The 13,584-nt window shown below is 38.9% G+C and carries 12 protein-coding genes; 5 read left to right on the top strand and 7 right to left on the bottom strand.

Features of this window, described 5'->3' with window-relative positions; genetic code table 11:
- Window positions 1-3: 3 nt before the first annotated feature.
- From ACOAOT_RS13480 to ACOAOT_RS13490, 3 genes are all read right to left on the bottom strand, one after another.
- Entirely contained in the window at window positions 4-699 is a 696-nt protein-coding gene (locus ACOAOT_RS13480) for a response regulator transcription factor (protein WP_420217460.1), read from the bottom strand.
- 119 nt (window positions 700-818) lie between these two features.
- Window positions 819-1,166: a hypothetical protein gene (locus tag ACOAOT_RS13485; RefSeq protein WP_420217461.1), complete on the bottom strand. Its 348-nt coding sequence runs from the start codon at window positions 1,164-1,166 to the stop codon at window positions 819-821.
- A 50-nt stretch (window positions 1,167-1,216) separates the two neighbouring features.
- Window positions 1,217-1,570 carry an ABC transporter permease gene (locus tag ACOAOT_RS13490; RefSeq protein ID WP_420217462.1) on the bottom strand — a complete coding sequence of 118 codons (354 nt, stop codon included), beginning with the start codon at window positions 1,568-1,570 and terminating at the stop codon, window positions 1,217-1,219.
- 185 nt (window positions 1,571-1,755) lie between these two features.
- Here ACOAOT_RS13490 and ACOAOT_RS13495 point away from each other — a divergent pair, with 185 nt between their 5' ends.
- On the top strand, window positions 1,756-2,652 hold the full coding sequence (locus ACOAOT_RS13495; RefSeq protein WP_420217463.1) for a helix-turn-helix transcriptional regulator: 897 nt from the start codon (window positions 1,756-1,758) through the stop codon (window positions 2,650-2,652).
- A 73-nt stretch (window positions 2,653-2,725) separates the two neighbouring features.
- Complete coding sequence (locus ACOAOT_RS13500; protein ID WP_420217464.1) at window positions 2,726-3,268, top strand: ClbS/DfsB family four-helix bundle protein; 543 nt, start codon at window positions 2,726-2,728, stop codon at window positions 3,266-3,268.
- 119 nt (window positions 3,269-3,387) lie between these two features.
- On the opposite strand, the gene ACOAOT_RS13505 is transcribed toward ACOAOT_RS13500, so the two are convergent.
- Window positions 3,388-5,094 (bottom strand): S8 family peptidase, encoded by a 1,707-nt coding sequence (locus ACOAOT_RS13505; RefSeq protein WP_420217465.1) that lies wholly within the window; start codon window positions 5,092-5,094, stop codon window positions 3,388-3,390.
- A 20-nt stretch (window positions 5,095-5,114) separates the two neighbouring features.
- Complete coding sequence (locus ACOAOT_RS13510; protein ID WP_420217466.1) at window positions 5,115-6,809, bottom strand: S8 family peptidase; 1,695 nt, start codon at window positions 6,807-6,809, stop codon at window positions 5,115-5,117.
- Between the two features lie 136 nt (window positions 6,810-6,945).
- Here ACOAOT_RS13510 and ACOAOT_RS13515 point away from each other — a divergent pair, with 136 nt between their 5' ends.
- Entirely contained in the window at window positions 6,946-7,485 is a 540-nt protein-coding gene (locus ACOAOT_RS13515; RefSeq protein WP_420217467.1) for a rubrerythrin family protein, read from the top strand.
- Here the strand turns inward: ACOAOT_RS13515 and ACOAOT_RS13520 are convergent.
- Window positions 7,482-8,063 (bottom strand): TetR/AcrR family transcriptional regulator, encoded by a 582-nt coding sequence (locus ACOAOT_RS13520; protein ID WP_420217468.1) that lies wholly within the window; start codon window positions 8,061-8,063, stop codon window positions 7,482-7,484. The two genes, ACOAOT_RS13515 and ACOAOT_RS13520, sit on opposite strands and share 4 nt — an antisense overlap.
- A 165-nt stretch (window positions 8,064-8,228) precedes the next feature.
- Between ACOAOT_RS13520 and ACOAOT_RS13525 the strand changes: the two genes are divergently transcribed.
- Both ACOAOT_RS13525 and ACOAOT_RS13530 read left to right on the top strand, forming a co-directional pair.
- Complete coding sequence (locus ACOAOT_RS13525) at window positions 8,229-9,965, top strand: ABC transporter ATP-binding protein (protein WP_420217469.1); 1,737 nt, start codon at window positions 8,229-8,231, stop codon at window positions 9,963-9,965.
- A 3-nt stretch (window positions 9,966-9,968) separates the two neighbouring features.
- Window positions 9,969-11,858, top strand: coding sequence for an ABC transporter ATP-binding protein (locus tag ACOAOT_RS13530; RefSeq protein ID WP_420217470.1), 1,890 nt, complete (start codon window positions 9,969-9,971; stop codon window positions 11,856-11,858).
- Between the two features lie 115 nt (window positions 11,859-11,973).
- Here ACOAOT_RS13530 and ACOAOT_RS13535 read toward each other — a convergent pair whose 3' ends face one another.
- Entirely contained in the window at window positions 11,974-13,584 is a 1,611-nt protein-coding gene (locus ACOAOT_RS13535) for a nickel ABC transporter substrate-binding protein (protein ID WP_420217472.1), read from the bottom strand.

Raw genomic sequence — 13,584 nt, forward strand, 5'->3', positions numbered from 1 at the left:
GTTTTACTCCTTTGCACTTCCCAGCTTGTACCCGATTCCCCAAACGGTCAGGATATACTTCGGCTTGCGGGGATCATCCTCGATTTTTGTACGAAGGCGGCTGATGTGAACATTGACGGCGTTTTCATCACCTAAATAATCATCCTGCCATATAAAAGAATAAAGCTGTGCCTTAGTATAAACCTTTTTGGGATTAGAAAGAAGCAGACGAAGGATTTCATATTCCTTTGCTGTCAGATCCACTGCCAGCCCGTTTTTGTGCACCGTGTGATTTTCCAGATTCATTTCCAGATCTCCCAAGACCAAACAAGCCTGAGGGGTTTCCATTCCGGATGAATACTGGGTGGTACGCCGCAGATTTGCCTTCACTCTTGCAAGCACCTCGGTAAGGGAAAATGGTTTTGTAATATAATCATCCGCTCCCAGTCCCAATCCAAAAATCTTATCTGATTCGGTATCTTTAGCGGACAGAATTATAATAGGAACCACACTTTCCTTTCTAATCCGTTTCATAACCTCCAGTCCGCTGATTTTAGGCAGCATCAGATCTAAAATCACCAGATCATAGGAACCACTGAAAAATGTCTTTACCGCCTGTTCTCCATCAAAAGAGCCCTGGACTTCAAAGCCCTCCATCTGAAGAAAATCGTTAAGCATCTCACTGATTTCCTTGTCATCTTCTACCAATAATATCTTCATCTTTCAATTTTCCTCTCTTCATAGAGCAAAAAAGGTGTTCCCAATGTCCTCTACACCAACATCTTATCATAACTCTAATAGAAAGATAAATTAATTTTACAAAAAAGTGAATTTGAGTTTTACCCCATGACGTTATTTGATACTGGTACCCTGCCATTTTCCATCTCAGGCCATTTACGCCATACAATTAACAAGAGGATCAAGGAGGATGTGATCAGTATTGCCAGTAACCGAATCTCAAAAAGAAACATGGGTCCTCCATACAATATGCCAAAGTTGATTTGGGTATTGGGGTACATAGGGGTAAAATAGCTGATCACTTTAAATGGATCCGGCATGATCTGCAGTGGCATGGTTCCACCGCCCGCGATTGTCTGGGCAAGCACCAGTGGTATATTGATAAAGATACCGTTTTGCCCAAAGAATAATGAGAATATTAAAGTAAACTGGAACGCTGTTATCTGCATAAAAATCTGCTGTAAATATATGATTATCAACTTTTGAATAGAAATTAAAATTAAGATTCTTGCCATAAATAGGATTTTCCTGTTTCCAAGTTACTCACAAAATTTTCAGGGATAACAATAATCATTTGTATTTGCCGGCTATCCAGTTCCTCCTTGCTCTCGGTTAACTCCTTATCAGTAATCACTTTACTGAATGATTTGGACAAAGTGGGCACAAGTTCTTTTTCAATTGCTTCCCCTTTGTCACCATCTTGATTTACCACATTAATCGCAAGTTGTTTCACCCCATTTGGCAAAACGTGATAGCCGTAAATATAAAGTCCCACCATGACTATCTGATAAAAAACTGCCAGAATAATGGCATAGATAACACCTTTAGTTAACAAAAATTTAGTAAGCTTCATTTTAACCTCTCCTGTTTTCTTTTTTATATTTTCATACTATCACGTGACGTTACGTCGTCAGCAAGTATTTTTTTAACATTTTATAATTTTATTAAAAACCACCTTACACCCAATTGTATACTCGCAAACCTTGACATACATTGTCACGGTTTATATACTATAATCATGACATAGGAGGTGGTTGTTTGAAAGAAAGTCGACTGTTTAAGATTATCTACTTTATTTTAGAGAAAGGGCGGGTTACTGCTCCGGAACTGGCTGAAAAATTTGAGGTATCTGTCAGAACAATTTACCGTGATGTAGATGTGATTAGTAGTGCTGGTATACCCATTTATGTTACAACCGGCAGAAGTGGTGGAATACAAATTCTTGACAACTATGTTTTGGATAAAGCCTTTTTTTCGGATAAAGAAAAGCTCGATATTTTATCTGCCTTGCAAAGTTTGTCCGTTATTGACAACACCTATGAACAAGAGCTGTTGACGAAACTCTCTGCACTTTTTAACACTCAGCCAGAAAACTGGGTTGAAGTGGATTTTAGCCGCTGGGGCAGCAAAACCCAGGATAATGCTAAGTTTGAGCAATTGAAAAATGCAACGATCAACCACAAAGTCGCGACGATTGTTTATGTAAGCTCCTACTTCAAAAAAACAAGGAGAAATATCCATCCTCTAAAACTCTACTACAAATCAAAGGAATGGTATGTAAAAGCCTATTGTACAGAAAAAAACGATTTTCGTCTTTTTAAAATAAATCGTATTATCCACTGCGAAATTTTGGATGAGGATTTTATTCCTGTTGAATTTCCTGAATTACAAGATACAGAGCAGAATGGCTATAACAAAATTGTACTTCGCTTCCCAAAGGAAATGGCTTACCGTGTCTATGACGAATTTAATGAGGATGAAATTACAGAACAGGAAAACGGCGATTTTATTGCAGCTGCCTATATGCCGGAGGATACATGGCTGATTGGATATCTTCTTTCCTATGGTATGTATGTAGAAGTGATTGAGCCTGCTTATTTACGTAAGGTTTTGTCTGATGAAGCAAAGAAAATCTACGAAAAATATAAACCCTGACAGATGGTGTCAGAGTTTATGTGCTATTATTTGATTATAGCGATACAAACTATAATATTAGGAGGATTATTACATGGGCAGAGCAACAACAAAATCAGATATGATAACAGCAGCAACTAGCAATTTCGAAAAACTCAACATGCTTATTACCGGATTGACAGAGGAAGAATTGTCAACTCCATTTGATTTTACAGCAGACATTAAAAAGAAAGAAGCTCATTGGGGCAGGGATAAAAACCTTCGAGATGTTCTGATTCATCTCTATGAATGGCATCAGCTGCTGCTTAATTGGGTTAAGTCAAATAAAAACGGCGAGGACAAACCATTTATTCCAGAGCCTTATAACTGGAAGACTTACGGTATTATGAATGTGGAGTTTTGGAAAAAGCATCAAGATACATCATTAGACGATGCCAAGATTATGTTAAAAAAATCCCATGCCGAAGTGATGGAGTTAGCTGAAACATTTTCAAATGAAGAACTGTTTTCTAAAGATATTTATAAATGGGTTGGCGGAAGCACGTTAGGTTCGTATTTTGTCAGCGCTACAGCAAGTCATTACGATTGGGCCATGAAAAAACTTAAGGCGCATAAAAAAAGGTGTTTAGATCTATAGGGATTCGTAATTTCACTTCGTGACAGAGGCGCTTTAGGCCCCCATGTAAGCTGCCATCTGTCCGAAGTTAACACCCTTTATCACCATAGTTTTGGAATCAGGGGTATAGAGCCAGTTTTCTATAAAATAGTTCTGAAGATATTATAAGAATTATAAACATCCACAATTCCATAGCCCCAATTCTGATTGGGATATTGAAGTTTATTATTCCTTTTTGCTCCCCGCAGAAGAAATTTCTTAATCCCTATGGTATCCATATTGGGGTAATTATTATCTACGATCCCCCATTCAAATATCATGGCTGCGATACCAGCCATATGTGCAGCGGCCGCCCCCGTTCCCGTTACGGTAGTGAATTCGTTGTTTAATGTCGGGCATACTACGTCAACACCTGGAGCAGCCAGATCCGGGTTTATGATATTTGATGTTGAAAATCCTCTTCCTGAATCTGGATATAACGCTCCTGTTGCAGCATTATAAGCTGTGACGGTGATTGGTAATAAACCGTTCCCAGGTGATGTTATGGTAGTGTAGGAGTCTGAATTAAGAAAAAATGTATTATTGGAGATAAAATTACCAGAGGGTAGCCATATGTGAAAATCTCCAGGCAAATCACCGATTCCGGATACCTGAAACCTCCAGATACCCTGTGACGGATTTTTTAAACGCAGGACAATGACTTGTTTCCCGCTGTCCCGCTCGATCATGTTATAATCAATAGAAAGGATTGACTGGTCAAATACAAAACGTATCTGCTTTGTCTCAAACAACCCCCGGGAAATTGCAGGAACGTATTCACCGGAAGGTGATAAAATATCCATTACATAGATCATTGGAGGACTTCCCCAAAGCTCCATAGTAAAACCATATTCATCCTGTGCAACATTCAAATCTACCGTCACCTTTTCAGCTGGTCTGAGAATGCTGTAAAAATGTCTTCTGGCTTGAGCCTCATTTCCTGTAGCAACAGTAATTCCCACTCCGGGGCAGTCACCTACAATGGTTAATAAGGTGTTCAGCAGCCCATTATTTCCATGTGCACCCTGAGAAGTTCCTACCCCTATACAGACTATCAGCGGCCGTTTTAACTTATCTGCTGTATTGATCAGATACTGACCCCCCCAGTTTATATCAGTTTCCTGGTAACAGGTCACATCGGGAGGGATTAAAAAGTAATCGGTGAGATTTTTTTTTGCCTGTCTTAGTTTAACGATTAATAATTCTGCATCAGGAACAACGCCCATGAATTGATTACTCTTATTTTCCGAACCGGCTGCAATTCCAGCCAGCATTGTGCCATGACCATTTACATCCATGCTGGGAACAACCGACAGAGGATCTGTGCTTTTCAATGCCTGATTAATTTGTTCAGCCGTATATTCTGTTCCATAATATGCCGTATATCTTAATTCCGGGTACGGACCGCTATCTATGGTCTGGTCCCAGATTGCTGCTATTTTTGTTGTTCCGTCTTCTTTAAGAAAGGCAGGATTTCTATAATCAATGCCTGTATCAACGAACCCTACCAACACCCCATTTCCCCTCAAATTTAAGGCTGATGTACTCCGTAATACTGTAACTCCAGATGCAGCCAGACTTTCATAACTTAGTAAAGTGTAGCACTTGGGTATTCCTGAATAACCAAAATCCCTGATTAGCTGGGACGTGTCCTGGGAAACTGGATAATAAATACCTGCATAACCCGGATTCATAATATGCACAGAATATTTTTCATACCGCTTCAGTATATTAAGATTTCCGTTGTATTGAATAATTAAATCCATATAGTCATTGCTGGTTATCTTAAACCTGTCTTCTGGCATCATCCCCTTTACCTCCAATCACATCAGACAATAAGTGCACGGAAGATATTAAATACATCAAGTCTTCCATATCCCCATTCATAGTTGGGATATACCAGGTCCGCTTCTCTTTTGGCGCCGCGGATCATGAAGACTTTAAGATCCTCCGTGCTCATTTCTGGATAATTGCCTTTCACAATCCCCCATTCAAACATGAGGGCCGCCGCTCCTGCCGCGTGGGCTGCTGCTGCACTTGTTCCTGTCACTGAAACAAATCCATGGTTTAAGGAAGGACTTAATAGATCCACTCCCGGTGCCGCAATCTCCGGCTTTACTATATTAACGCGTGTGTACCCTCTACCGGAGTTTATATAAAGACTGTTATTAGCTGTATTATAAGCCGTTACGGATATAGGTGTAATGGCACAAGATAAGGAAAGAAGTGTGATATTGGGATCAGAATTGATAAAATACGTATCCGGTCCTATAAAATTGCCCATTGGAAGCCACATGTTAAAATTAATGGGGATAATTCCTTTGCTGTATACATTGAATTTCCATCTGCCCTGTGTAGGCTTTGTAAATCGAAGCAGGATCAGTTGATCCCCACTCTGGGATTCCACAAGCTGAGAATCTACAAAAATAGTTGTGGGCTCAAAAATAAACGAAATCTCTCTTGTTTCGTCAAACCGAAGATCAAGAATTGGTATATATTCGCCGGAAGGAGATGTAATATCAATAAAAAAAGTATTTGGTACTGTTCCCCATAATTCCAGGGAAAATCCGCTTTCATTCAGGCCAACATTCAATTCCACTGTTTTATGATTACTCTCTTCAGTAATAAATCCCCCAAAATGTCTCCTTGCAATTCCTTCATTTCCAACTGGAATTAATATACCCAGTCTCGGCCTGGTTGAATGAAACGACAGCCAGTTGCTTGTGCTGCCTCTTCCATCATGCGCATACTGTGCGGTATTCACAGCAATACACATAACAATTGGCTGATCTCTTAAGGCTGCATAATCCATTAAATACTGGATTCCATAAATAAGATCCGTTTCCTGATAGGCGATTGCATCCTCTGGTACCCGGAAAAATTCTTTTAAATAGGGTTTTGCTGGTTTCAGTTTTACAATCACTAATTCAGCTTCAGGAGCTACGCCCGAGAATCCGTTTTCTATATCTTCGTTACCTGCTGCAATACCAGCAATCATGGTACCGTGACCTATCTCATCCCTTGATGGTACAACCCTAAATGGATCATCGGTCTGCAGAGCTTCGTTGATCTGTTCTCTGGTATACTCAGTACCATAAGGCACATGCTCCTGGTTATTTTCCGTTATAATCGTCTGGTCCCAGATACTGGATATCCTTGTTGTTTTATCATTGTACTGAAAAACAGGATTTGTATAATCAATACCAGTATCCACAAAGCCAATCAATACTCCCCTTCCTCTTAAATTCAAATTGGGATTATTGCGGATAGCAGGTATTCCGGATGCCTCCAGGCTCGTCTGGCTGACTAAGCCAAATAAAGATGGTAAGGATGCATATCCCATTCTTGATATTACATTTTCTGTCATAATACTGACTGGAAGATGGGCAACCGCATAAAAATAATTTATTATGTTAACGGAACCTGTTTCGTATTGTTCCAGGATAGATACGTCAGAGCAAAAACTAATAAGAAAATCTGCATAATCATTGCTGTAAATTCTTTCAATATCTATAGAGTTCATGGTTTCTCTTATTTATTATCTTTTACTTATTATATTAATACCCTTTTAAATAATAGTACTGATTTGTAATCAGTAATAATATAGAATCAAAAATAATATCTTTGATATATACCATATACATGGCAAAGGAGTACAAATGGATTTTACAGAAAGCAGAACGTACAAAAATTTAGGTATTGCTTTTAATGCGGAAGCTATTGCCAGTACAAGAGACAGAATCTTTGCTGATGTGGCAAGACAGGAAGGCTATATAGAAATAGGAAATATCTATGAGATAAACGCTCAAAACAATCTGGAACATGCCAGAATCTGGTTCAGGCAGTTAAATCAAGGCATTCTTCCCAATACGGAGGAAGCACTTATGCAATCCAGAGATAATGAATTAAACCTGGCAAATAAACTATATCAGGATTTTGCGAGAACCGCACGAGAAGAGGGCTTTTTGGATATTGCAGCACTATTTGCAGGCATTGCCAATATTGATTATAATCAGGGTACAAGATTTTCCGGATTATTAAGAAACGTAGTACAGAAAGAAGTGTTTTGTAAACCGTCTGAAGCACTTTGGATCTGTATGCAGTGCGGTAATATCATGTCTGGAGAATGCGCACCTCTAATATGCCCTGTATGCGATTATCCTCAGGGATACTACCGCTTATATAATGATAACTTTTAACATTGCTCTATGATACAAGCCCCGCCCCCTTTAGCCACCTTTTCTACATCAAATATAGAATGAATCATCTTACTTGCAACCTTCACAATAATGTTATTATACGACTCATCAAAATGAGACTTTGAGGCTGTAACGGCAGTAATACAGCATTGCACTCTTACACGATTTTCAATGGTATTTTCCACATAGTTAACAGACATAAGTCTGTCTAAAAGTAATTCAGTTACATAATACGGTAAAAAAAGACTATGAGTTCCTTCATTAAAGAATGGAAAAGTTTTTTTGATATCATTTTCCCTGAAATCATGAAGAAATTTTTGTAAAAAACTTTCAGGTTCAGTAAAGAACTCTTCATAATAATTCAGGGAACCAATGGTGTTCTCAATAAAATCCGACACAAGTTCCTGATATAAATCGTAAATATCGGAGTAATGGTGGTAAAATGTTCCTTTGTTTATCAATGCATGGGAGGCAAGTTCCGTAACCGTAATTTTTTCTATGGGCTTCTTCTTAAGCAATTCCATCATAACACTTTTAATATTTCTTTTTGTCTTAACAACTCTCAAATCTTCTTTCATAAAAACCTCATCTTCTATTCAACAGATTCTTTTCCCATGAGTTAATCAACGAATTCTAAAAATCGTTTATTATTGAACCAAATATAATCATTGATGATTGACTAATCAACTATAGTTCAATAAAATAATACTCGCTCACAAAACAAAAGTAAAGGAGAAAGTAATATGATAAAAACCCTGATGAAGAGTATTAGAGAATATAAAAAAGCCTCTGTTTTAACTCCATTCTATATCACTTTGGAAATAATATTAGAATGCTTGTTACCATTGGTGATGGCTAATTTAATTGACAAAATGACCGGTTCATCATTAATACCTATCATACATTATGGAGTTCTATTAATTATTATGGCAATGTTATCCCTATTCTTTGGATATATGTCAGGAAGGATTGGTGCTACAGCATCCTGCGGGTTCGCCAAGAACTTAAGGCAGGATGTTTTTTATAAGATACAGAGTTTTTCTTTTGCTGATATCGATAAATTCTCCACATCATCTTTGGTCACAAGAATGACAACGGATGTGACCAATGTGCAGAATGCTTATCAAATGATTATCAGAATTGCAGTAAGAACACCACTTATGCTTATTTTTTCAGTCATTATAAGTCTGACCATCAGTGTGAAAATGTCCCTTATCTTTCTAATTATGATTCCTATTGTAGCAGCTGCATTATTCTCAATTGTATTTATAGTATCCCCTATATTTAAACGTATTTTTGAAAAATATGATGCTATGAACAATTCTGTTCAGGAAAATATACAAGGAATCCGTGTAGTGAAATCTTTCGTAAGAGAGGACTATGAACAGGAGAACTTTCATAAATCAGCCGCTGATGTGTGCAAAGAATTTACAAAAGCAGAGAAAATAATTGCTCTGAACAATCCAATCCTGATGTTTTGTATTTCCCTTGCAATCTTTCTTGTAAGCCTTATTGGAGCTAAGACAATTATTAACAGCGGTGCAACCGAATTAACTACGGGACAGCTATCTTCACTAATTAACTACGGGGTACAGATTCTTTCCTCTCTTATGATGTTGTCCATGGTTTTTGTTATTTGCTCCATGGCTACAGAATCTGCCAATCGTATCTGTGAGGTTTTAAATCATGAAAGTACGCTAACCTCCCCTGATAATGGTGTGACGGAAGTAAAAAACGGAAGCATACAGTTTGAAAATGTTTCATTCAGATACTCAAAGAAAAGTAAGAAACCCGCTTTGATGAATATCAATCTTGAAATAAAATCGGGGCAAACCATTGGTATTCTTGGTGGAACAGGTTCCTCGAAAACATCATTAATCCAGCTGATCTCCAGACTTTACGATGTAACAGAGGGAAAGGTGTCTGTCAGCGGAATAGATGTAAGAAATTATGATCTGGAATCCCTTCGCGATGAAGTCGCAGTCGTATTACAGAAAAATATCTTATTCTCCGGAACAATTAAGGACAATCTGCGCTGGGGGAAAAAAGACGCCAGTGATGAAGAGCTTGTGAGAGTGTGTAAGCTGGCTCAGGCAGATGAATTCATTCAGCAGTTCCCTGAGAAATATGATACCTATATAGAACAGGGCGGAACCAATGTTTCGGGAGGGCAAAAACAGAGGCTCTGTATTGCAAGAGCTCTGCTGAAAAAACCTAAGATTCTGATTCTGGACGATTCTACCTCAGCAGTGGATACAAAGACAGATGCCATGATTCGAAAGGCTCTTCGCGAGGAGATTCCAGATACAACTAAAATCATTATTGCACAGAGAACATCATCTTTGGAAGATGCAGATCAGATCATTGTATTAGATGGCGGCAGGATCACGGAGCAGGGAACTCATGAAGAATTGCTGGCTTACAACGGAATCTATCAGGAAGTTTATCAGTCACAGACTAATGGAAATAAGGAGGACTAACCCATGAATCAGAATAAACAACACAGCTTCGGCCGCCTGGTCCGCTATTTATTTTCACATTACAAAATCCAGTTAATTGTAACTTTAATCTGTATTGTGATCAGTTCATTCTCCTCTTCCATTGCAACGATTTTTATTCAAAGGTTAATTGATGAATGTATCACTCCTGGAGTGAATCAGGGATTTGAAGCGATAGCAGGCAAATTTACATCAATACTGTTAACCATGGGCTTCATCTATATCTGCGGTACAATTGCATCAATCATCTACAATCAGATCATGGCAATTGTCACACAGGGAACGCTAAAAAATTTAAGAAAAGATATGTTTGATAAAATGCAAACACTTCCAGTTAAGTATTTTGATACCCATGCACATGGAGATATCATGAGTACTTATACCAACGATACCGATGCCATAAGACAGCTCATCGGACAGAGCCTTCCAACACTTTTTCAGTCTGCTTTGACTATAACGGTAATGTTCCTTACCATGTTATACTACAGTATCTGGCTTACCCTGGTAGTGATGATCGTAGTCTTCCTGATGCTGAAAATTACAAAAAAACTGGGTAGTATCACTGCAACCTTCATGATTCAGCAACAAAAATCTTTAGCAAAAGAAGAAGGGTTTATCGAAGAAATGATGCAGGGTCAGAAAGTTGTTAAAGTATTCTGCCATGAAGAAGAGAATAAAGAAGCATTTAAAAAACTGAATGAACAGCTTTTTAAAGACGGAGAAAAAGCAAACCAGAACGGAAATGTTCTGATGCCGATTCTGGGTAATGTAGGAAACCTTATGTATGTTCTTCTTGCAGTCATTGGTGGACTTATGGTCTATTTAAAGGCACCGAACCTTAGTCTTACTGGTGTCAGCATTGTTTCAATTGGTATTATTGTTTCGTTTTTAGGCATGTCAAGACAGCTTTCCCAGACCATTGGTCAAGCATCTATGCAGGTCTCTATGATTGCAATGGGACTTGCCGGTGCAACCCGTGTATTTGAGTTAATGGATGAACAGCCCGAGGAGGACCATGGCTATGTGACTCTGGTAAATGTGAAAAAGGATGCCGAAGGCAACTTAATAGAGACGAAAGAAAACACAGAAATGTGGGCTTGGAAACATCCTCATGAGGATGGAACGATTACTCTTACTGAGCTTACTGGAGACGTCAGACTGGAAGATGTTGACTTCGGTTATGTGCCTGAAAAACTGGTACTAAACCATGTATCCCTGTTTGCAAAGCCAGGACAAAAAATTGCATTTGTGGGCGCAACCGGTGCTGGAAAAACTACCATTACAAATCTGATCAATCATTTCTACGATATTTCAGAAGGTAAGATTCGTTACGACGGAATTAATATTTCTAAAATCAAAAAACCAGCTCTTAGAAGCTCGCTGGGCGTAGTATTACAGGATGTGAATTTATTTACCGGTTCTGTTATGGATAACATTCGTTATGGCCGCCTGGATGCCACAGATGAGGAATGTATTGCTGCTGCAAAATTAGCAAATGCGGATGATTTTATAACAAGACTTCCCGACGGCTATGAAACAATTCTGACAGGTAATGGTTCCAGTCTCTCCCAGGGACAGAGACAGTTGATTTCCATTGCCCGTGCAGCCGTCGCTGATCCCCCAGCCATGATCTTAGATGAAGCAACTTCATCTATTGATACAAGAACAGAAGCCCTGGTTCAGGCAGGTATGGATAACCTGATGAAAGGAAGAACTGTATTTGTCATTGCACACAGGCTTTCAACTGTAAAAAATAGTGATGCGATTATGGTTCTGGATCATGGAAAAATAATTGAAAGGGGTTCCCATGAAAGCCTGATTGAACAAAAAGGAACCTATTACCAGCTTTATACGGGGGCGTTTGAACTGGAATAAAGTTTAAACTAGAATAAATACTAATAACAAAAAGCCTTGAACGAATGATCGCTCAAAGGCTTTATTGTTATCAACATACCACTGGTTTCTGGGGTGAACTGTTGAGGGAGAAATATTATTGAACAGGAAGAACATTATTGATATCAAAAAACTGCGGAACGCTGGAAAAAGTGTATCCTGCAATTTTAGAACTATTATACACTACCAGATCTTTTGAATATGAGACAGGCAGGTCAATCACGTTGTCATTTGATATGTTTAATGCTGTGGCAATGGAATCCTTAACTGCATTAAGATCCGCAGTTGTAGAAAACTGCTTAACTGCAGCAGAATAATCAGTAAAATCATCTAATGCCTGCAGAGAAACTGCATGAGGATCAGCGCCCAGAGTTTCCTGAAGGAATTTGTGGGGTTCCGTATAGGAACCTTCCGTGTTCCAAGTAGTAATGTCATAGTTGCCAGCAACACCTTCCGTCCACCAGGTCATCTGATCTTGTCCGGTGGTCACAACATTGATACCTGTTTTAGCAAGCTGGGTTTTGATTGCCAAAGCCATTTCCTGAGCCAGAGAGATGTCTGCCCAATAAGTGTAATTAAGCGTCAGCGCTTTCCCATCTTTCTCCCTGAACCCTGTTTTTTCGTTTAACACCCAGCCCGCTTCATCAAGCAGTGCATTTGCCTTGTCTAAATCAAATTTTCGTATGGTGTTGTAATTAATATCTGTATAAGGTGCGCCTTCACTGAATAAGGTTGTGGCCGGAGTTTCATATCCGTAAGTCAGTCCCTCAGTGATCTCCTGCTTATTAATTGCATACGCAATTGCTTCACGAACCTTAACATCACTCAACTCCTGACGGGCAGCATTTAGCACCAGATTGCGGGTCAGCGTATTGCCTTCATTTATTTCACCACGAATCCCTTTTAACGTAATTGCCTGATTATAATCATCGTATGTAATTAGTTCTGCACCATAAATCATATCTACTTCTCCCGTCTGTAATGCCTGTAGTCGGGAAGAAGCCTCCGGAATATATTTTACAATTACCTCATCATAATACGGTGCTTTCCCCCAATATTTTTCGTTGCGAACAAAGCGGGTGCAGTCTCCAGAAATCATCTCTTTTCTTACATAAGGGCCTGTTCCTACAACATTCTTAAATGTCTGGAAATTACCTGCTTCAAAGGCATTTGGTGACATCATGCCAGCAACATTCTGAAAGCAGAAATCATTTAAATAGGAGAAGCATGGAGCTTCATAATGAACAGCAACCGTATATTTATCAATTGCCTTAACACTCTGGATATTATAAATACCCTTAATGCCACTAAAATTGGAGTTAGAACGATCAAATTCCAAAATTGCTTTTACACTATCCGCATTAAATTCCGTTCCATCGGTAAAAGAGACTCCCTGTTGCAGATTGAATGTGAGTACCGTATTGGATTCGTCCCAGCTCCATTCTTTTGCCAGTTTGGGAACAATCTTACCGTTTTCATATGCCACCAGCGTTTCATATACGAGACCGCAGGCAATATTATTTTCTTTATTCATGGTTAGAGTTGTAAGGTTGTCCAGCTCCTTTGCGGTACAAATAGTTAATACCTTTGTGGATAATGACTGGCCTGCTTCAGGCGTTTTTGTATTTTGCCCGCAGCCAGCCAGGCAAAATGTGAGGAGAACGCCGCTTAAGATCGTCGAAAGTGTTTTTTTCCAAGTTTTTTTCAT

It is taken from the genome of Lacrimispora struthionigena, assembly GCF_048627165.1.
Lineage (GTDB): Bacteria > Bacillota > Clostridia > Lachnospirales > Lachnospiraceae > Lacrimispora.

Bases quoted from the DNA above. Each gene is read 5' to 3' on its own strand.
- ACOAOT_RS13480 (WP_420217460.1), bottom strand. From the start codon at position 699: ATGAAGATATTATTGGTAGAAGATGACAAGGAAATCAGTGAGATGCTT.
- ACOAOT_RS13485 (WP_420217461.1), bottom strand. From the start codon at position 1,166: ATGCAGATAACAGCGTTCCAGTTTACTTTAATATTCTCATTATTCTTT.
- ACOAOT_RS13490 (WP_420217462.1), bottom strand. From the start codon at position 1,570: ATGAAGCTTACTAAATTTTTGTTAACTAAAGGTGTTATCTATGCCATT.
- ACOAOT_RS13500 (WP_420217464.1), top strand. From the start codon at position 2,726: ATGGGCAGAGCAACAACAAAATCAGATATGATAACAGCAGCAACTAGC.
- ACOAOT_RS13505 (WP_420217465.1), bottom strand. From the start codon at position 5,094: ATGATGCCAGAAGACAGGTTTAAGATAACCAGCAATGACTATATGGAT.
- ACOAOT_RS13510 (WP_420217466.1), bottom strand. From the start codon at position 6,809: ATGAACTCTATAGATATTGAAAGAATTTACAGCAATGATTATGCAGAT.
- ACOAOT_RS13515 (WP_420217467.1), top strand. From the start codon at position 6,946: ATGGATTTTACAGAAAGCAGAACGTACAAAAATTTAGGTATTGCTTTT.
- ACOAOT_RS13520 (WP_420217468.1), bottom strand. From the start codon at position 8,063: ATGAAAGAAGATTTGAGAGTTGTTAAGACAAAAAGAAATATTAAAAGT.
- ACOAOT_RS13525 (WP_420217469.1), top strand. From the start codon at position 8,229: ATGATAAAAACCCTGATGAAGAGTATTAGAGAATATAAAAAAGCCTCT.
- ACOAOT_RS13530 (WP_420217470.1), top strand. From the start codon at position 9,969: ATGAATCAGAATAAACAACACAGCTTCGGCCGCCTGGTCCGCTATTTA.
- ACOAOT_RS13535 (WP_420217472.1), bottom strand. From the start codon at position 13,584: ATGAAAAAAACTTGGAAAAAAACACTTTCGACGATCTTAAGCGGCGTT.